The organism is Methylobacterium sp. GXS13 (assembly GCF_001455965.1).
GTDB lineage: Bacteria > Pseudomonadota > Alphaproteobacteria > Rhizobiales > Beijerinckiaceae > Methylobacterium.
In genome coordinates this window covers 27,491-44,547 of sequence record NZ_LKKO01000026.1, presented here as the reverse complement: position 1 = coordinate 44,547, position 17,057 = coordinate 27,491, and the positions used below count along the sequence as shown (strand labels likewise).

17 protein-coding genes are annotated in these 17,057 nt (G+C 68.7%); 9 read left to right on the top strand and 8 right to left on the bottom strand.

From position 1 onward, the window contains the following. The first annotated feature begins 100 nt into the window (after positions 1-100). Positions 101-361 (top strand): hypothetical protein, encoded by a 261-nt coding sequence (locus AO398_RS09800; RefSeq protein WP_058191874.1) that lies wholly within the window; start codon positions 101-103, stop codon positions 359-361. 14 nt (positions 362-375) lie between these two features. On the opposite strand, the gene AO398_RS09795 is transcribed toward AO398_RS09800, so the two are convergent. The 4 genes from AO398_RS09795 to AO398_RS09780 form a co-directional block, all read right to left on the bottom strand. Continuing rightward, positions 376-1,050 (bottom strand): SOS response-associated peptidase, encoded by a 675-nt coding sequence (locus AO398_RS09795; protein ID WP_058191873.1) that lies wholly within the window; start codon positions 1,048-1,050, stop codon positions 376-378. A gap of 79 nt (positions 1,051-1,129) precedes the next feature. Next, the gene (locus AO398_RS09790) at positions 1,130-2,608 is read right to left on the bottom strand and encodes a PAS domain-containing methyl-accepting chemotaxis protein (RefSeq protein WP_058191872.1); all 1,479 of its coding nucleotides are present in this window, start codon (positions 2,606-2,608) and stop codon (positions 1,130-1,132) included. Between the two features lie 392 nt (positions 2,609-3,000). Then, complete coding sequence (locus AO398_RS09785; protein WP_058191871.1) at positions 3,001-4,182, bottom strand: L-dopachrome tautomerase-related protein; 1,182 nt, start codon at positions 4,180-4,182, stop codon at positions 3,001-3,003. Positions 4,183-4,274: 92 nt separating this feature from the next. Continuing rightward, positions 4,275-5,450 carry a zinc-dependent alcohol dehydrogenase gene (locus AO398_RS09780; protein ID WP_058191870.1) on the bottom strand — a complete coding sequence of 392 codons (1,176 nt, stop codon included), beginning with the start codon at positions 5,448-5,450 and terminating at the stop codon, positions 4,275-4,277. Positions 5,451-5,796: 346 nt separating this feature from the next. Here AO398_RS09780 and AO398_RS09775 point away from each other — a divergent pair, with 346 nt between their 5' ends. Next, positions 5,797-6,909, top strand: coding sequence for an alkene reductase (locus AO398_RS09775; RefSeq protein WP_058191869.1), 1,113 nt, complete (start codon positions 5,797-5,799; stop codon positions 6,907-6,909). Positions 6,910-7,178: 269 nt separating this feature from the next. On the opposite strand, the gene AO398_RS09770 is transcribed toward AO398_RS09775, so the two are convergent. Beyond that, positions 7,179-8,507, bottom strand: a complete 1,329-nt coding sequence (locus AO398_RS09770; protein ID WP_058191868.1) for a nucleotide disphospho-sugar-binding domain-containing protein — start codon at positions 8,505-8,507, stop codon at positions 7,179-7,181. 468 nt (positions 8,508-8,975) lie between these two features. Between AO398_RS09770 and AO398_RS28245 the strand changes: the two genes are divergently transcribed. Genes AO398_RS28245 through AO398_RS09760 form a run of 3 tightly spaced genes read left to right on the top strand, consistent with a single transcriptional unit; the run spans position 8,976 to position 10,938 of the window. After that, the gene (locus AO398_RS28245) at positions 8,976-9,554 is read left to right on the top strand and encodes a hypothetical protein (protein ID WP_152997477.1); all 579 of its coding nucleotides are present in this window, start codon (positions 8,976-8,978) and stop codon (positions 9,552-9,554) included. An 8-nt stretch (positions 9,555-9,562) separates the two neighbouring features. Next, positions 9,563-10,453 (top strand): efflux RND transporter permease subunit, encoded by an 891-nt coding sequence (locus tag AO398_RS09765; protein WP_082643221.1) that lies wholly within the window; start codon positions 9,563-9,565, stop codon positions 10,451-10,453. Further along, positions 10,429-10,938: a hypothetical protein gene (locus AO398_RS09760; RefSeq protein ID WP_058191867.1), complete on the top strand. Its 510-nt coding sequence runs from the start codon at positions 10,429-10,431 to the stop codon at positions 10,936-10,938. Before AO398_RS09765 ends, AO398_RS09760 begins: the two co-directional genes overlap by 25 nt. Positions 10,939-10,977: 39 nt before the next feature. On the opposite strand, the gene AO398_RS09755 is transcribed toward AO398_RS09760, so the two are convergent. The 3 genes from AO398_RS09755 to AO398_RS09745 are packed head-to-tail and all read right to left on the bottom strand — an operon-like array spanning position 10,978 to position 13,057. Further along, positions 10,978-11,610 (bottom strand): TPM domain-containing protein, encoded by a 633-nt coding sequence (locus tag AO398_RS09755; protein ID WP_058191866.1) that lies wholly within the window; start codon positions 11,608-11,610, stop codon positions 10,978-10,980. Then, positions 11,600-12,421 carry a TPM domain-containing protein gene (locus tag AO398_RS09750; RefSeq protein ID WP_058191865.1) on the bottom strand — a complete coding sequence of 274 codons (822 nt, stop codon included), beginning with the start codon at positions 12,419-12,421 and terminating at the stop codon, positions 11,600-11,602. Before AO398_RS09750 ends, AO398_RS09755 begins: the two co-directional genes overlap by 11 nt. After that, positions 12,422-13,057: a LemA family protein gene (locus AO398_RS09745; RefSeq protein ID WP_058191864.1), complete on the bottom strand. Its 636-nt coding sequence runs from the start codon at positions 13,055-13,057 to the stop codon at positions 12,422-12,424. 208 nt (positions 13,058-13,265) lie between these two features. Between AO398_RS09745 and AO398_RS09740 the strand changes: the two genes are divergently transcribed. The 4 genes from AO398_RS09740 to AO398_RS09725 all read left to right on the top strand — a co-directional run bounded on the left by AO398_RS09740 (position 13,266) and on the right by AO398_RS09725 (position 16,818). Next, entirely contained in the window at positions 13,266-13,676 is a 411-nt protein-coding gene (locus AO398_RS09740; RefSeq protein WP_058191863.1) for a hypothetical protein, read from the top strand. Between the two features lie 2 nt (positions 13,677-13,678). Continuing rightward, a complete protein-coding gene (locus tag AO398_RS09735; protein WP_152997476.1) occupies positions 13,679-14,599 on the top strand; it encodes a LysR family transcriptional regulator in 921 nt (306 codons plus the stop codon). Positions 14,600-14,704: 105 nt separating this feature from the next. Then, the gene (locus tag AO398_RS09730; protein WP_058191861.1) at positions 14,705-15,898 is read left to right on the top strand and encodes a CaiB/BaiF CoA-transferase family protein; all 1,194 of its coding nucleotides are present in this window, start codon (positions 14,705-14,707) and stop codon (positions 15,896-15,898) included. Beyond that, positions 15,895-16,818: a hydroxymethylglutaryl-CoA lyase gene (locus AO398_RS09725; protein ID WP_058191860.1), complete on the top strand. Its 924-nt coding sequence runs from the start codon at positions 15,895-15,897 to the stop codon at positions 16,816-16,818. Before AO398_RS09730 ends, AO398_RS09725 begins: the two co-directional genes overlap by 4 nt. Positions 16,819-17,057: the final 239 nt, after the last annotated feature.

Sequence of the window (17,057 nt, the reverse complement as noted above, 5' to 3'; positions counted from 1 at the left end):
GTCGCGGATTGCGGCGGCCGGCACCCGAGGCTGGCCGGCGGGCATCCGATATCGTAGCCTTCCATTCATCAGACGGACATGCCCGCGAGGACAGCCCGCGATGAACGAGAAGACCAAGCCCTTTCGCCCCGGCGACGCGGTCGATGCCCTCGGCGAGACGGCGGGCGATTTTGTCCTGCCGCTCTGTCTACCGAAGCCCAGCCTGCTGATCGGCGAGGATCTCGCCATGATCGTCCTCGATACGATCCATGGCCAGCGGGTCGGGCTGCCCCTCAGTGCGCAAGGGGCGGCGGACCTTCACGCGGTGCTGGCCGAGGCCTTGCGGCTGCTGCAGGCGCGGGACGGCGGTTCGATCCAGTAAGGCCCGCACCGGCCTTACGTCTGGGGTTCGGCATCCGGCGCGGCGCCATCCGAGCGCGCGCCCCGGGCCACCTCCCGCATCGCCGAATCCGGCAGCGGGCGCTGCAGTGTGAGCGCCTCCGGGGTCGGCGCCTCCAGCCAGGCCGCCCATTCCTCCGGCTTGGTCAGCAGCACCGGCATCGCCTTCGGATGGACCGGGCCGACGATCCCGTTCGCCTCCGTGGTCAGGAACGAGAACAGGCGGTGCTCCTCCGCCACCCGGTCCGGGTTCTCGCGCTTGGTCCCGCGCACGCCGGTCCAGGGCCGCCAGATGCCCGCGAAGGCGAAGAGCGGCCGGTCCTCATCGAGCGCGAACCACACGGGCGTCTTGCGCGGCTTCGTGTCGGCGTACTCGCTGAAGGCGGTCACCGGCACGAGGCAGCGATGGGCCGGACCGAGCCAGGGGCGCCAATGCGGGCTCGCGGCGTTGCGCACGTTGGTGACGGGATGCTCGCCGAACGCCTTCGGGCCCGGGATGCCCCAGCGCATCAGGGCGAGTTCCCGGCCCTCCGCCCCGTTCCAGACCACCGGTGCCATCTGGTCGGGGAAGATCGCCGGCAGCACCGGCAGGTTTCCGGTGCGGTCGCGGACGGTTCCGAAAGCGCGGCGCAGCGCCGCCGGGCCGGTGCGCAGGCTGTAGAGGTTGCACATGGGGTGTCGGATCGTCCGGGATGCGGGAGCCCACCGGCAACGCCGGCGGATGACGGGGCGATCCGGGCCGGCCGCGCGCTCAGACGACGCTCTGGGCGGCGGCGCGTAACTGCTGGGTGGCGACATCCGCCTGTTCGGCGGACCGGGCAATGAGCCCGAGATTGGTGCTGATCGCGCCGACCCCCTGGGCGGCCGTCTGCATGCTGGCCGACATCTCCCGCGTGACGGCGGTTTGCTCTTCGACGGCGCTCGAGATCGCGGTCGCGACCTCGTTCAGCTTCACGATCGTACCCTGGATCGAGCCGATCGCCTCGACGGCGTCCCGGGTCGCCTCCTGGCTCCCGGTGATCTGCGTGCTGATCTGCTCGGTGGCCCGGGCGGTCTGGTTGGCCAGTTCCTTGACCTCGGCGGCGACCACGGCGAAGCCCCGTCCCGCCTCGCCGGCACGCGCGGCCTCAATGGTGGCGTTGAGCGCCAGCAGGTTGGTCTGGGCCGCGATGCTCTGGATCAGCGCGACGACCTCGCCGATCTGCGCGGCCGAGGCGCTGAGGCCGGCGATGATCCGGTGCGTCTCCCGGGCCTGGCCCACGGCCTGCCCGGACATCTCAGAGGCTTGCACCACCTGCGCGCTGATCTCGGCGACCGAGGCGGCCAGTTCCTCGGCGCCCGAGGCCACCGTGTGGATATCACCGGTGACATGCGTCGACGATTGGACCGCCTGTCCAGCCTGGTGCGAGACGCTGGAGGCAGCGTCCGCGATCGCGTCCAGGTCGCGCGCGAGGGCGCTCTGCAACGCGGCCCGCCGCTGGCGTTCCAGCACCGCTTCGGTGACGTCGGTGGCGAACTTGACGATCTTGATCGGGTGCCCGTCGCGGTCGAAGATCGGGTTGTAGCTGCCCAGGATGAACACCTCGCGCCCGTCCTTGGCGAGGCGCCTGTACTCGGCAGCCTGATACGCGCCGCGGCCCAAGCTGTCCCAGAAGTGGCGGTACTCCGCGCTGGCGCGCTCGGTCGCGTCGATGAACAGGCCGTGGTGACGGCCCTGGACCTCCTCCAGCCGGTACCCCAGGGTGGTGAGGAACTTCTCGTTCGCGGTCAGGATCGTTCCGTCGAGCGCGAACTCGATCACCGCCTGCGACCGGTTGATCGCGGCGATCTGGCCCTCGTACGCGATGGTGCGCAACACCTGCTCGGTGACGTCGCTGGCGAACTTGACCACTTTGATCGGCTTGCCGCCGCGGCCCAGGATCGGGTTGTAGGTCGCCTGGAGCCAGACCTCGCGGCCTTCCTTGCCGACGCGCTTGAACTCGCCGGCCTGGAATTCGCCCCGCCGGAGCGCCGACCAGAAATCGCTGTAGGCCTCGCTCGCGCCATAGGCCGGCGGGACCAGCATCGCGTGGGACTGGCCGCGGATCTCGTCCAGGCTGTAGCCGACCGCGTCGAGGAAGTTCTTGTTGGCGGACAGGATCGTACCGTCGAGAGCGAACTCGATGACCGCCTGGGACCGGTCCAAGGCCTCCAATTTCGATTGAAGGTCCCGCGAGAACAGTATGCCCATCGGCTGTCCAGTCTTCGTGTGATGTCCCGCGAGCCGCGAATCGGAAGTGAGGCGGTCGGAACGAGCATCCACGAAAGCGTGATAACTTTACTATCTCTAACGCAACGTTAATGTCGCCTGCTGGTCAGAGCGTATCTGTGCACCAAAATTTAAATTGAAGCCGGTGTGTATGGTTTTGCTCGATCGACAAAAACTATGTCATCAAACGCATTGATACAGGATCAGATGGAGATCGGAGAAGAAACTCCGCCCTTAGCGATGCCAGGCATTAAATGTCATGCCGATGAGGCAATCGCTCGACCCGTCGGACGGGGCCGCGCTCCGGCCCCATCGGGTCTCAGGAGGCCGGCATGCGCCACCGACTCTCCCAAGGCCACGCTTGCTGTTCGGCCTCAGCGCGAGGCCGCCGGCGGCTTGAAGCTCCACAGCTCGGTCGGCAGAGCGATCGGTGCACCTTCCTTGTAGAAGGCCGAATCCTGGATGTGCGAGGTCGTGACGTAGACCGTCCCGTCCGGGCCCTGGCTGAAGGTGTCGGGCCAGCGCAGGCGTGGGTCCTGCACCAGCGTGGTCAGGCCGGCATCCTTGGACGACAAGGTGCGCACCTTGATCGAATCGTCCTGCGGTGAGGTCACGTACATACGGCTGCCGTCGCGGTCGATGAGTAGCCCGTCGGCCGGCCCGTTCTCGCCGACCGTAACGATCTTGCCGGCGAGGCTCTTGTCGGCCAGCGTCTCCGGTACGAGGCTCGCCGAGACCCAGCCGGTGAGCGCGTCGGTGGGCAGGCTGTAAAGGGTCTTGCCCTTGATCGCCTGCCAGTAGAGCGTCTTGCCGTCCGGCGAGAGCGCGATGCCGTCGGCCGAAAACTCGACGCCGCGTCCGTCCGGCCGCCGCAGGGGCTTGCCGTCATAGGTCACGGTGACGGTGGTGTCGGGCATGGTGGCGGGCACGCCGGCGAGCAGGCGCTTGGCCTTGCCGGAATCGATGTCGACCACAACCAGCGCACCCTCGGCGCCGGAATCGGTCAGGTAGGCGGTCTTGCCGTCGGGCGAGATCCGCACGTCGTTCAGGTAGGAGCCCTGCGGGGCGACCGACGGATCGAACGCGATCGTCTTGGCGACCGTGTTGGTCTTCAGGTCGATCGCGACGAGCTTCGGGCCGTCCTTGACGACGGCCGCCATGGCGGGCGCGGCGGCATCGACCACCCAGAGCCGGCCGTGCCGGTCGGCGACGACGCTCTGCACGCAGACGAAGTGGGTCTTGGGATCGACCTCGTCCTTGCGGGCATTGCGCCAGCTATTCCATTCCACGTCGGGGTAGGGGACCGGCTTGCCATCCTTCAACTCCGCCACCGAAACCGGCGAATCCTCGGTCCAGCGCGGGAAGTTCACGAAGATCCGCCCGTCCTGCGCGACCGTCACCCCGGTGACCTGATGCTGGAAACGCGCGACTTGGGTCAGCGCGGATGATCCGGCGGGCGGCGGCGACGTCGCGGCAACGGGCTCCTGCGCCAGGGCCGGCCAAGCGAGGGTGGAGAGGAGGACAGGCAGCAGGGTACGGGCAACCGGCATCGTCATACGGGATCAATCCTGGGATACAGTGATGGTCGAAGCCCCGGTCCGCGGGGACCGGGGTTCTGTCGGCAGCGTTGAACGCGTGGTGCCGGGGCTCAGTTCGGGTGGAAGACCACCTTCACGCAGCCAGCGGCCTTGTCCCGGAAGGTCTTGTAGAGGTCCGGGCCATCCGCGAGGTTCGTCGAGCGGTGGGTGATCATCGACGTCATGTCGAACTTGCCCGCCTGGATCAGCTTGGTCAGCGTCTCCAGGTAGCGCTTGACGTGGGTCTGCCCGCTCTTGAGGGTCAGGCCCTTCTGCACGATCGAGCCCATATTGACCGGCACCGGGCCGCCATAGACGCCCGGCACCGAGACGATCCCGCAGGGCCGCACCGCCTTGATCGCCTCGGCCAGCGCGTAGGGCCGCTCGGTGGAGGTCAGCTTTTCCTGCAAGGTCGAGAGCACGCCGGTGAGGCCGCCATGGCCGGCGCTCGCCTCCATGCCGACGCAGTCGATCACGCCGTCGGCGCCCTGGCCCTTGCTGATTTCCTTGATCCGCTCGAACACGTCCTCGTTCATGAAGTCGATGATGTCGGTGGCACCGGATTTTTTCGCCAGGGCGAGCCGCTCGGGCACGGTGTCGATGGCGATGATGCGCCCGGCGCCCATGATCTTGGCCGACTGGATCGCGAACAGGCCGACCGGCCCGGCGCCCCAGATCGCGATGATCTCGCCCCCCTGGATCTCACAATGCTCGGCGCCCTGCCAGCCGGTCGGCAGGATGTCGGTGAGGAACAGGACCGACTCGTCGTCCATGCCGTCCGGCACTTTCATGGGTGCCACGTCGGCCATGGGGACGCGCACGTATTCGGCCTGGCCGCCGGCATAGCCGCCAGTGAGGTGCGAGTAGCCGAACAGGCCGGCGGTCGGGTAGCCGAACTGCGCGGCCGCCATCTCGCCGTTGCGGTTCGAACGCTCGCAGACCGACCAGTTGCCCAGCTTGCACTGGCGACAGGCGCCGCAATTGATGTTGAACGGCACGACGATCCGGTCGCCCTTCCGGAACTTGGTGAAGCCCTGCCCGACTTCGACGACCTCGCCCATGAACTCGTGGCCGAGCACGTCACCGGATTTCATGGCCGGCATCTGGCCGTCCATCAGATGGAGGTCCGAGCCGCAGATCGCGCAGCTCGTCACCTTGATGATCACGTCGCGGGCGTCCTCGATCACCGGATCCGGGACCGTGTCGCAGCGGATGTCGTTCTTGCCGTGCCAGCACAGGGCCTTCATCGCGTCGATTCTCCAAGCTTGGGGAGCAGAGCCGCAGGACGCAGCCTCGCAGGGGCAAGTGCTCAGCCGCCCGGTCAAGTTCCGGTGAGGCGATGCGCTGGGCCCAGCCGCTCGCGACGTCGCCTGTCAGGCAAGACATGCCTGATGCTCCGGTTCCCGCGGCATTCCGCACTTCGGGCTCATGCCTGAGACGGTCCCGGGGGGCGAAGCCCATCCGGGGAACCGAGGCTGGACCTCGACCAGTTGTTGACCATCCCGAGCGGGCCCACGCCGCAATGCCGACCCTCCGATGGCCGGCCCCAGGCGGTGCCGCTCGTCCCGTCAAGCATGCCGTATCCGAGGTTTCATGCCGATCAGCCCGATCCTTCAGCCCGTCACCATCGGTGACCTGACCCTCAAGAACCGGGTGGTGATGGCGCCACTCACCCGTAGCCGCTCCGACAACGCGGGCGTGCCGCCGGATTTCGCGGCCGATTATTATGGGCAGCGGGCCAATGCCGGCCTGATCATCTCTGAGGCGACGAACATCTCACCCCAAGGCGTCGGCTACGCCTACACGCCGGGAATCTGGTCCGACGCGCAGGTCGAGAGCTGGTCCCGGATCGTGAAGACCATCCATGCCAATGACGGGCTGATCTTCCTGCAGCTCTGGCATACCGGCCGGATCTCGCATCCCGAGCTACAGCCCAATGGCGGGCTTCCGGTCTCGGCCTCCGCGATCAAGCCCGAGGGCACCGCGTTCACCCAGGACGGCATGAAGCCCCACGTGACGCCCCGGGCGCTCGAAACCGACGAGATTCCGGGGATCGTCGACGATTATCGGCGGGCTGCGGAGAACGCCAAGCGGGCGGGTTTCGACGGCGTCGAGATCCACTCGGCCAACAATTACCTGCTGGAGCAGTTCGTCCGCGACTCTACCAACACGCGCACCGACCGCTACGGCGGCTCGATCGAGAACCGCCTCCGCTTCCCCCTGGACGTGGTCCGTGCCGTCACCGAAGTCTGGGGTGGCGGTGCCCGGGTCGGCATTCGTCTGTCTCCCGCAACCACGCAGCCCGGAGAGACGCCTCTCGATTCCGATCCGCACGTCACATATGGCGCCTATGTCGATGCCCTGAATGGCTTCGGTCTGCTCTATGTCCACACCATCGAGGGCGTGACCCAGCAGACCCGCGACGTGCCGGACGGGGTCGATTTCCTCGACCTGCGCCGCCGTTTCAAGGGCGCCTATATCGGCAACAACCAGATCACCCTCGATCTCGCAGAGAAGGAACTGGCCGAGGGGCGGGCCGACCTGTTCAGCTTCGGCCGGCCCTACATCGCCAATCCCGATCTGGTTCAGCGCCTGGCGAGCGAGGCGCCCCTGGCCGAGGCGCCGAAGCCCTATTGGTACGGCGGCGGCTCCAACGGCTATTCCGACTGGCCGGGCATGAGCGGGCCGGTGGCCATTCGGCGCTGATCAGACTGGAAGGCCGCCTTCGAGGGACACTCAGGTCCCAGGGAGGCGGTCGAGCCGAATCTGAAAATGTTTCACGGGAAACATTTTCAGATTCACGGTTTCGCAATCCGTTTGGAGTCTGCCCACGCTGCCCGACGATAGGACGGTCTCGGCATCCGAAGAGGACGGGGCAGGCAACCCCGTCAGACAGGACCACATGGTCCCGCCTCGCCAGGGGGGCCGACCTCGCGGCGATGCGATCTTCGGCATCGACCGCTTGGTAGCCGGCTTCAGGCCGATCGCGCCAACGGTACGGCCGCGCTCGCGCCACCGCGGAGCACGGAGCCGGTGCGAGCGAGGTCGTCGATCGCCCCGAGGATGCCGGTCATCGCATCCCGCGCTGCGAAGGCGTCCCGCAGCGCCGCAGCCTGTTGCCGGAAGCTCGGCTCGTCGAGCACCCGCGTCACCGCCACGCGCAGCGCATCGGCACTCGGCGTGTTGGTGGCCAAGTTGATGCCGGCACCCGACCAGCCGATACGGGCATTCACCTCGGCCTTGTCCTCGGTGAGGCCCGCCGACACGATGGGCACGCCATTCGCCAGAGCCTGCGAGACGCTGCCGTAGCCGCCATTGGTGATGAGAACGCTGACCCGCGGCAGCAATTCCCGGAACGGCAGGAAGCGCGCGACCCGGGTGTTGGCGGGGATCGGTCCCCGCAGCGCCTCGATCGGTCGGCCGCCTGTGGTGGCCAGAACAAGGAGGTCGTCCCGGTCGGCGAGGGCGGTGAGCGTCGGCTCCACCAGCGCACCGAAATCCGCGTTGGCGAGGGTGCCTTGCGTAACCAAAGCCACGGGCTTGCCCTCCGCGTTGGCCCGCTCCAGCTCCGGCCACCAATCCGGCAGATCCGCAGCCGGCGTCGGAGGCTGAAGCAGGCCGATGAAGCGGACGCTTTGGGGCAGGGGGCCGTAATCGTACTCGAAGCCCGGTACGGTCGGCTGAAGGAACAGATCCGGCAGCACGACGACGGAGTGCGGCAGCGAGGCCGGCAAGGGGGGCACGCCCAAGCGGGCAAGCTGGGCATCCGCATAAGCCCGGACGGGGTTGGTGAAAGCCGCATCCATGCCGGCCTTCAGGGCGGCGTAGCGGGCCAGCTCGGTCCGGTCGCGGGCGGGCGGCAGGCCGAGACCGACCGGAGCATGATCGGGCCGGTCAAGGAACAGGAAGCTGATATTGGCGGTGATGATCGGTGGCCGCGGTGCTGTGTCGAGGAGCAGCGGCAACACGCCGAGGAACATGCTGCCGGCCACGATCACGTCCGGCGCGTTCGCGGCGATCAGCGCCTTCAGAGCGGCTGTCTGGACCGGCATGGGATCGATGAACCGCCGTTGGAATTCGTGGCGGAACCGTTCCGGGCCGGCAGGCAACGTTGTCTCGAGGAAGCTGGCGGAGCCGTTGTCCGCGTAGGGCGCAAAGTTCAGGCCGGCCGCCTCGACCTTCGCCTGGAACGCCGGATCGGTGAGCACGATCACGTCGTCGCCCCGGGCGGCGGCGGCGCGGCCGATCGCGAGCATCGGATTGACGTGGCCGGTCAGCGGCGTCGCGGCGATCAGGATCTTCATAGCGGTCTCCTCGGGCGGTGCCGGTATCGCTCCGTTGTCTGGAACCGGCATCCCGCGGGCGGACGCGTCGGACGCGGTCACACCCATGCGGTCTGTAAGAGAGAATCGCCGGTGAGCTGGCCAAGTTACCGGTGTCGGCCGGGCCCCGTGCGGCAGCGCACAAATCGCACCCCTCCGGCACGTCGCGGAAATGGAACCTGCGTCCCGGCAGCGGACGAAACGTCAGTCTTGGGCATCTCAACGCCGGCGCTTCAGGCTTGCGGGCGGAGGGCGTTCACAAGCAAGTTCGAATGGTTAATTGGGTCGGTCAAACAAGTATCAGTAGAAAGCCGCCATTGACCTCTAAATTAATCGCCCGACATATCCGCTTATATTGATGCTCAAAAGAACTTAGTTAACGACGATCAATATGGGGCTGCATACCCGTGATCCGCGTATCGTGACGCCAGAATTCGGGGTGGAGGGGTAATGAAGGAGCGCCTGTCGCGTACGGCCGTTGTCGCCGTTCTATGCTTGGCAGGTCGGATCACTCCTGCATATGCAGAGCCTGTCGACCTGAAATGGGATGTCGTCTGCCCGTCGCGTGCGTTTCGCCAGACGGGTGCGGCGTCGCCCATTTCCACCGTCGGTCTGCACCGTTCCAGAATCGGCACGGGCCTGGACGCCCTCCTCAGGGGGGATCCATTCGCTGGCTTAGTAACCTGCTTCGGGGGAGGGGCGGCCTTCTCGGGGCTCCTGTCGCCCCCAACCATCGGCTACGCCACGGCCGATTCGTCGTCTGCGCTCAACGGCTCCGCGGCCGGCGGGGCGGGCGGCGGCTCGCGTGCGGGCGGGCGCATGGCCGCCGGCCTCGGTGACGCATTCCCGGACAGGGCCGACGGAGCCATGGCCGGCCTCTTCGCCCTCGACGCCGGTTTCGGCGATAGCTCCGGGGGCGCTTCCGGCGGTGCCCCTGCGCCTGAGATCAACGCGATGCTGGGTCTCGCGCTGGCGGCCGGCACCGTGGCCTTCCTCCGTCGCAAACGTCGCGCGCCGGCCGCTGCGTGAGCGCCCGAATGGCCGAGCTTCTGACAGGGTGCCGCGGAGGTGGGCCGGCCAAGGCACCGCACGCGCATGCCGCGAACCTGCCCGTCCGAGCCGCTCGCGGGAATCTGCTGGTCTTCGGGTGCGGCACGGCCATCTCGGCTGCGCTGCAGCGCCTGCTGCTCGATCCCGATCCGGGCATCCAGCGCCTCACCGAACTCAATTTCGGCGAGGTCTTCGCCACCCTCGCCACCATGGCGGTCCTGTTCGGCGACCGGCACGTCCGCCTCGCGCTGACGCGGGCCGACCGCGCCGTCCTGGTCGCCTGCGCGCTGACCTGGTTCCTGCCCGAGCCGCACGCGGTCTATGCCGGCATGACGCTGGCCGCCGCCTGGCTCCTCGCCCGTCGCTCCCAGGATCGCGTGCTGGCCGATATCGGGCAGGTCTGGCTCGCCCTGTCGCTCTGCGAGCTGTGGAGCAAGCTCGTCTTCAAGCTGTTCTACCACGCCATCGAACCGGTCGAGGTCGCCCTGATGGCCTGGGTCGGGCGCTTCGCCTTTCCCGGCCTGCAGGCGAGCGGCGTCTATCTCAGCGCGCGGTCCGACTGGTCGATCGTCATGCTGGAGGGATGTTCGGCGTTCCACAACCTGTCGCTGGCGGCTCTGATCTGGCTGTGCGTGCTCAAGATCGCCGGCCGATCGATCCGCCGCGAAGCGCTCGGCGCCCTGGCGGTGAGCGCAATCTTGGTGGTGGCGATCAACATCGCCCGGATCCTGGCGATGCTGCCCTCCGCCGAGGCTTACCGCTACTGGCACGACGGGGCCGGCTCGGTCACCGTGGCGCTGGTCTCCGTGGCGGCGTCGCTGCTGCCGATCGTGCTCCATGTCGAGAGGGCGCCGTGCCGGCTCGCGCGACCCGCCTGATCAATGCCGACCGGGCAGGGCTGGTCGCCCTGTGCCTGTTGCTCGCCCTCTCGGCATCGATGCGGGTCCAGGCCTATGCGAACCCGACGCCCCCGGACTGGGCCGACGCGGTTGCTGTCGATCTCGGGAAGGGCGTATTTCTGCCGCGCGCCGAGGCCGTGCGCCGGCTGGTCTGGACCAGCGCCTGCGCGCTGCCGGTGAGGGCCGACTTCGTCGAGCCCTTGCCCCACGGCACCGACACCTCTCTCGCGCCGTTGCGCGATCCCAACGACCGGGTCGCCTACGTCTATCGGGGCCGGACCCTGGATGGTCCCCGGGCCGCGATACAGCTGAGCATCCTGTCCGTCCTGCACCGGGCCGGCGCGGTTCTCGGTATGAACGGCGCCGCGACGCGGCATGAGCTGGCCGTGAAGCTGGTCGTGCCGGCAGGCTGCGACGCCGCGCCTGAGGAGGCCATGGCCGCATTGCGGCAAGCCCGGGGCTAGGCTCGGGTTTCGGACGCGCGCGCGGAAAGCCGGCCGGCGCTAATCCGCGACGATCACCCGATTCGGCAATTCGTCCGGATCGTGCGGGCCGGCCGGGAGATGCTCGGCCAGGCAGGCGCCGATCCGCTCGACCGCCACGGTGAGGCCGCCCTCGATGTCGCCCCGCGCCAGGGCACGGGTGAGATCGGCCAGGATTCGGTCCCAGGATTGCGCCGGAATGCGCTGCAGCACGCCGAGATCCGTGACGATCTCGGCATGGCGCTCGGCCAGCGACAGGTAGAGCAGCACGCCGGTGCGGGACCGGGTGCGGCTCAGGCCCCGGGACCAGAAGGCCCGCTGCCCGGCCTCGCGGGCCCGGGCGCTGCGCAGCCGGCGCGGCACGAGGGCCAGCCGCAGCCGTTCGTTCTGGCTCGCTGCCAGGATGGCGGCCACCAGCGCGGCCTGCGCCAGCAGGATCGCGGTGGCGCTCCAGCCAGTCAGCGCGATCAGCGGCCAGGGCAGGATCAGCGCGGTAATCAGGGCCGCGAGCAGCACCACGGAGCGGTAGGCACCCGCCCGCCGGCTGATCATCACGACAATCTCGCCGGACGTGTCGGCTTCGGCCCGGGCGACCGCCTCGCCCAGGCCCTCGCAGGCCTCCTGGGGAAGAATGTCGGCGATCCTACCAGTCACCCGAGGATCCCCCACCACCCGACGAGCCGCCCCCGCCGGAGAACCCGCCGCCGAAGCCGCCCGACGCGCCTCCATCCGAGAAGCCGCCGCTCCATCCGCCCGAGCCGGAGCCCGGCAGGAACACGATGCCGCCGCCGCGCCCGGCCGAGCGACCCCCACGGCCGCCGCCCCCGCGGCTCATGCGCCAGGCTACGAACAGCACGACCAGGAACAGGATCACGAAGACCGCGACCTGACCGGGGTCGACCTCGTCGGCGCGGACCTGCGGCTTGCGCTGCCATTCCTGCGCGTCCCCCGACAGGATTCCCAGGATTCCGTCGATGCCGGCATCGATCCCGCCGTAATAATCACCGGTCTTGAAGCGCGGCGTGATCGCGCTGGCGATGATCACCCGCGACAGCGCGTCGGTGAGCGCGCCTTCGAGCCCGTAGCCGACCTCGATCCGCACCTTGCGCTCGCTCGGCGCCACCAGCAGCAGCGCGCCGTTGTTGGTCTTGGCCTGCCCGAGCTTCCAGTCCCGAAACAGGCGGTTGGCGAAGTCCTCGATGGTGGTGCCCTGGAGGTTGGGCACGGTCGCCACAACGACCTGGTCCGAGGTCTTGTCCTCGTGCGCCTTCAGCTTGGCCTCCAGGGCCGTGCGCTGATCCGGTGTCAGGATGCCGGCGCCGTCGACCACGCGGCCGGTGAGCGGCGGGAAGGTCAGGTCGGCGGCGAGCGCCCCGACCGCGTAGACCGCCAGACATGCGAACAGGACGACCAGCGCGAGGAAGAGCCGCACCAGCGTCCCGGTGCTCAAGCCCATGAGACGCATCTAGAACTTCACGTTCGGCGGCCGGTCGGCATTCGGGGTTGCCGAGAACGTCTCCATCGGCTTGGCTTCGGGATACAGGATCGCGGCGATCCAGCGGCCCGGGATGGTGCGCAACTCGGTGTTGTAGGCCTGGACCGAGCCGATGTAGTCGCGCCGCGCCACGGCGATGCGGTTCTCGGTGCCTTCGAGCTGCGATTGCAAGGCCAGGAAGTTCTGGTTCGACTTCAGGTCGGGGTACTTCTCCACCGTGACCAGCAGGCGCCCGAGCGCCCCGGAGAGCTGGTTCTGGGCGTCCTGGAATTCCTTGAATTTCTGCGGATCGCTCACCGTCGAGGCGTCGACCTTCACGCTCGACGCCTTGGCGCGGGCTTCGGTGACGCCGATCAGCACGTCCTTTTCCTGCTGGGCATAGCCCTTCACGGTCTCGACGAGATTCGGGATCAGGTCGGCTCGGCGCTGGTACTGGTTCTGCACCTCGCTCCAGGACGACTTGGCCTGTTCCTCCAGGGTCGGCACGCGATTGATCGCACCGCAGCCTGAGAGTCCGATGGCAACCAGGAGGATCGTGAGCGCGCTCAGCAGGCGCGCCGCCGCGGAGGTTGGGCGCAAGGCGCCGGCATTCAGCATCGAAACCATTCAGGGTAACTCCCGTCCGGGCGAGGCCCGGTACACCGATCACAGTTCCGCGAGATAAGCGCTCGCGTTGTCAAGGTCATGGCCCCGGCAACGGGCGGGACGGGCGCGCGTTCGAGACATCATGCGCGCGCATCGTCCCGAAGGTGGTTGCCGGCTTTCGGGAACGGACGATGCCTGATCAATGCGTGAGACCGCACGGAGACTCGGGATGGATGCAGAACTCGCCGACCATGTCAGGGCCGCCGCCGCAGCGGCGCGGCGCCACGCGCTGGCCTTCCGGGCGCCTGTGGACAAGGACGCGCTGCCCTGGTCGGTGATCGAGGCCTTCGACGCGAAAGTCCGCGGCCATGTCGAGCGCGATCGGCGGATCGAGGAGGAACGCGACCGGGTGCTGATCGCCGCGGTGAACCTCGCCGAGACCCCCGTCGAGGAGGGGGAGGACGCGATCGCGGCGGCCCGCGCCCATCTCGTCGATGCGATCGCCTACCTGGAGCAGGCGGTCCTGCGCTTCGGCCTGGTCAACCGACAGGGCGCGAAGCTCGGCCACGGCGCATACGGCCAGCCGGTCGGCGCGCGGGACTGGCGCGGCCCCCAGGAGACCGCTAAGAAAGGATCCTGAGCATTCCCGACACGCTCCCCACTGCGGCCACCCTGAGCCGCCTCGATCTCAAGACGCTGCGCCTGTTCGCGGCGATCTGCGAGGCGGGGACGCTCAACGGCGCGGCGCGGCGGGCCGCCATCGCCCCCTCGGCGGTGAGCAAGCGGCTGGCCGAGCTGGAGCGCGCCCTGGGCTGCACGCTGCTCACTCGCGAACCGCGGGGGATGCGCCTGACACCGGCCGGCGAGACCCTGCTGCACCACACCCGCCGGATGCTGGCGAGCGCCGAGCAGATGGCGCTCGAACTCGCCGAGCACGTGCACGGGGTGCGCGGCTTCGTGCGGATGCTCGCCAACCTGTCGGCCATCGTGCAGTTCCTGCCCGAGGATCTTCAGGTCTTCCTGGCCGCGCAGGAGCGGATCCGCGTGGACCTGGCGGAGCGGCCGAGTGGCGGCGTGGTGCTGGGCGTCGAAGAGGGCGTGGCCGATCTCGGGATCTGCGCCGGCGGCACCGATACCCGCTCGCTCGCCGCCTACCCGTATCGCGGCGACCGGCTGGTCCTGGTCATGCCCGCCGACCATCCTCTGAGCGGTCGCGCCGCAATCGCCCTCGCCGACACCCTCGACTACGATCATGTCGGCCTACACGTCGAGAGCTCGATCTACGCGGCCCTGCGCGACGAGGCCCGGCGCCTCGGGCGCCCGCTGCGCCTGCGGATCCACGTGCCGAGCTTCGACGGGATCTGCCGGATGGCCCAGGCCGGGATGGGGCTCGGCACGATCCCCGAGGGGGTCTATGCCCTGCTCGGGCCGCAGATGCGGCTCGCCGCGGTGCCGCTGACCGACCCGTGGGCCACGCGGACGCTCACCCTGGTGGTCCGGCCCGGCGCCCTGCCGCCCGCCGCCGCCCTGCTCCTCGATCACCTGCGCACGACCGGGGGTTAGGGCAAGCCTGCGTTCTCCTGAGGCGAACGCAGGCTCGTGCATCGCGTTTGGACATCGCCCGCGTGACGGTCCTATCCTGTCCGCAAAGACAGGGAGAGAACGACGGTGTCAGGTCCGCTCAGCGGGATCCGTGTGCTGGAACTCGGCCAGCTCATCGCCGCACCCTTCGCCACCAAGCTCCTGGCCGAGTTCGGTGCCGAGGTGATCAAGGTCGAGGCGCCGGAAGGCGGCGACCCCCTGCGCACCTGGCGCAAGATGCACGGCGATACCTCGCTGTGGTGGTATCTCCAGTCGCGCAACAAGAAGTCGATCGCGGTCAACCTGAAGACGCCCGACGGGCTCGACATCGTCAAGCGCCTCGCCGCGAGCGCCGACGTGGTGGTCGAGAATTTCCGCCCCGGCGGCCTGGAGAAGCTGGGTCTCGGCTGGGACGTGCTCTCGGCCCTCAACCCCAATCTCACGATGGTCCGCATCTCCGGCTACGGCCAGACCGGGCCGTATCGCGACCGGCCGGGCTTCGGCGCCATCGGCGAGGCCATGGGCGGGTTGCGCTACACCACCGGCTCTCCGGACAGCCCCCCGGCCCGGGTTGGGGTCAGCATCGGCGACACCTTGGCCTCGCTCCACGGCGTGATCGGCGCGCTGATGTCGATCCTGAACGTCAAGGTGAACGGCGGCGCCGGGCAGGTGGTCGACGTCTCGCTGGTGGAGAGCGTCTTCAACGTGATGGAGAGCCTGGTCCCCGAATACGACCTGCTCGGCGAGATCCGCACCCGCACCGGCGGCGCGCTGCCCGGCATCACCCCGTCCAACACCTACCCGACCCAGGATGGCGGCTACGTCGTGATCGCCGGCAACAGCGATCCGATCTTCCGCCGCCTGATGAAGGCGATCGGCCGCCCCGACCTCGCCGAGGATCCGCGGATGCGCTCGAATGACGGCCGCTCGCAGCACGCCGCCATGCTCGACGGCGTGATCGGGGACTGGTCGAAGGCCCGAAGCGTCGACGACGCCCTGGCTGCCCTCGACGCCGCGGACGTGCCGGCCGGCCGGATCTACTCGGTGGCCGACATCGTCGCCGACCCGCACTACCAGGCCCGCGACATGATCCTCGAAGCGGAACTGCCCGGCGGCACGCAGGTGAAGATGCCCGGCATCGTGCCGAAGCTCTCGGGCACCCCCGGGGCGGTGCGCTGGCAGGGGCCGGCGCTCGGCGCCCATACCGATGCGGTTCTGGCCGATCTCGGCCTCGACGCGACCGCGATCCAGACGCTGCGCGACGCGGGAGCCGTCAAATGAGCGACGCCATGATGCTGGTCCAGGAGGTCGCCCCCCGCGACGGCCTCCAGATCGAGGCGGCCTGGGTCGAGACCGCCGAGAAAATCGCCCTGGTGAACGCGCTCTCGGAGGCGGGTTTTTCCCGGATCGAGGTTTCGTCCTTCGTCTCGCCCAAGGCGGTGCCGGCCCTGCGCGACGCCGCCGACGTGTTCGCCGGGATCCGCCGCCGGCCCGGCACGGTCTACGTGGCACTGGTCCCGAACCCGAAGGGCGCCGAGCGCGCGCTCGCGGACGGCGTCGACGAGATCAACCTCGTCGCTTCGGTGAGCGAGACCCACAACCGCGCCAATATGGGCATGAGCCCGGACGACTCGATCGCCGGGTTCTCCCGGATCATGGAGACCGTGAAGGGCGCGTCGGTCCTGACTAACGCCACGGTCGCGACCGCCTTCGGCTGCCCGTTCGAGGGCGACCAGCCCGTCGACAAGGTCGTCGCGCAGGTCGAGCGCTATCGCGCGCTCGGCATCACCGGCGTGACGCTGGCCGACACCACCGGCATGGCCAACCCGCGCCAGGTCGAGCGGCTCGTCGCCCGGGCCCTGGAGATCGTCCCCGCCGAGCACCTGACGCTGCATTTTCACAACACCCGCGGCGTCGGCCTCGCCAACGTGCTGGCCGCCTGGCAGGCGGGGGCACGCCGTTTCGATGCGGCGCTCGGCGGTCTCGGCGGCTGCCCGTTCGCGCCGGGCGCCACCGGCAACATCTGCACCGAGGATCTGGTCAGCATGGCCCACGAGATGGGCATCCGCACCGGCCTCGACCTGCCGGCCCTGATCGGCCTGTCCCAGGACCTGCCGCGGCTGGTCGGCCACGCGGTGCCCGGCCAGGTCGCCAAGGCTGGCCGGCCCTGCGATCTCCACCCGGTCCCCCGGGCCGCCTGAGCGAACGGCGGGCTTAAAGCATCATCCCGAAAGGTGGTTTCCGGCTTTTGGAAAAGATGATGCAAAATCAAAAGCCTAGAGCATCGTCTCGGTTCCGATTCCCGGGACGATGCTCTAGCCGGATGCATCGGGGGCTCCGCCCCCTGACCCCGCCAAAGGGCTCGCCCTTTGGGAACCCCTGACTTGAGAGACGGCGCGAGGAAACCGCCCATCCGAAGGCGGTCCCGCGCATCTGAACC

Bases quoted from the DNA above. Each gene is read 5' to 3' on its own strand.
- AO398_RS09790 (WP_058191872.1), bottom strand. From the start codon at position 2,608: ATGGGCATACTGTTCTCGCGGGACCTTCAATCGAAATTGGAGGCCTTG.
- AO398_RS09780 (WP_058191870.1), bottom strand. From the start codon at position 5,450: ATGAAGGCCCTGTGCTGGCACGGCAAGAACGACATCCGCTGCGACACG.
- AO398_RS09785 (WP_058191871.1), bottom strand. From the start codon at position 4,182: ATGACGATGCCGGTTGCCCGTACCCTGCTGCCTGTCCTCCTCTCCACC.
- AO398_RS09745 (WP_058191864.1), bottom strand. From the start codon at position 13,057: ATGGTTTCGATGCTGAATGCCGGCGCCTTGCGCCCAACCTCCGCGGCG.
- AO398_RS09750 (WP_058191865.1), bottom strand. From the start codon at position 12,421: ATGCGTCTCATGGGCTTGAGCACCGGGACGCTGGTGCGGCTCTTCCTC.
- AO398_RS09765 (WP_082643221.1), top strand. From the start codon at position 9,563: ATGGCCGAGCTTCTGACAGGGTGCCGCGGAGGTGGGCCGGCCAAGGCA.
- AO398_RS09795 (WP_058191873.1), bottom strand. From the start codon at position 1,050: ATGTGCAACCTCTACAGCCTGCGCACCGGCCCGGCGGCGCTGCGCCGC.
- AO398_RS09740 (WP_058191863.1), top strand. From the start codon at position 13,266: ATGGATGCAGAACTCGCCGACCATGTCAGGGCCGCCGCCGCAGCGGCG.
- AO398_RS09770 (WP_058191868.1), bottom strand. From the start codon at position 8,507: ATGAAGATCCTGATCGCCGCGACGCCGCTGACCGGCCACGTCAATCCG.
- AO398_RS09725 (WP_058191860.1), top strand. From the start codon at position 15,895: ATGAGCGACGCCATGATGCTGGTCCAGGAGGTCGCCCCCCGCGACGGC.
- AO398_RS09800 (WP_058191874.1), top strand. From the start codon at position 101: ATGAACGAGAAGACCAAGCCCTTTCGCCCCGGCGACGCGGTCGATGCC.
- AO398_RS09775 (WP_058191869.1), top strand. From the start codon at position 5,797: ATGCCGATCAGCCCGATCCTTCAGCCCGTCACCATCGGTGACCTGACC.
- AO398_RS28245 (WP_152997477.1), top strand. From the start codon at position 8,976: ATGAAGGAGCGCCTGTCGCGTACGGCCGTTGTCGCCGTTCTATGCTTG.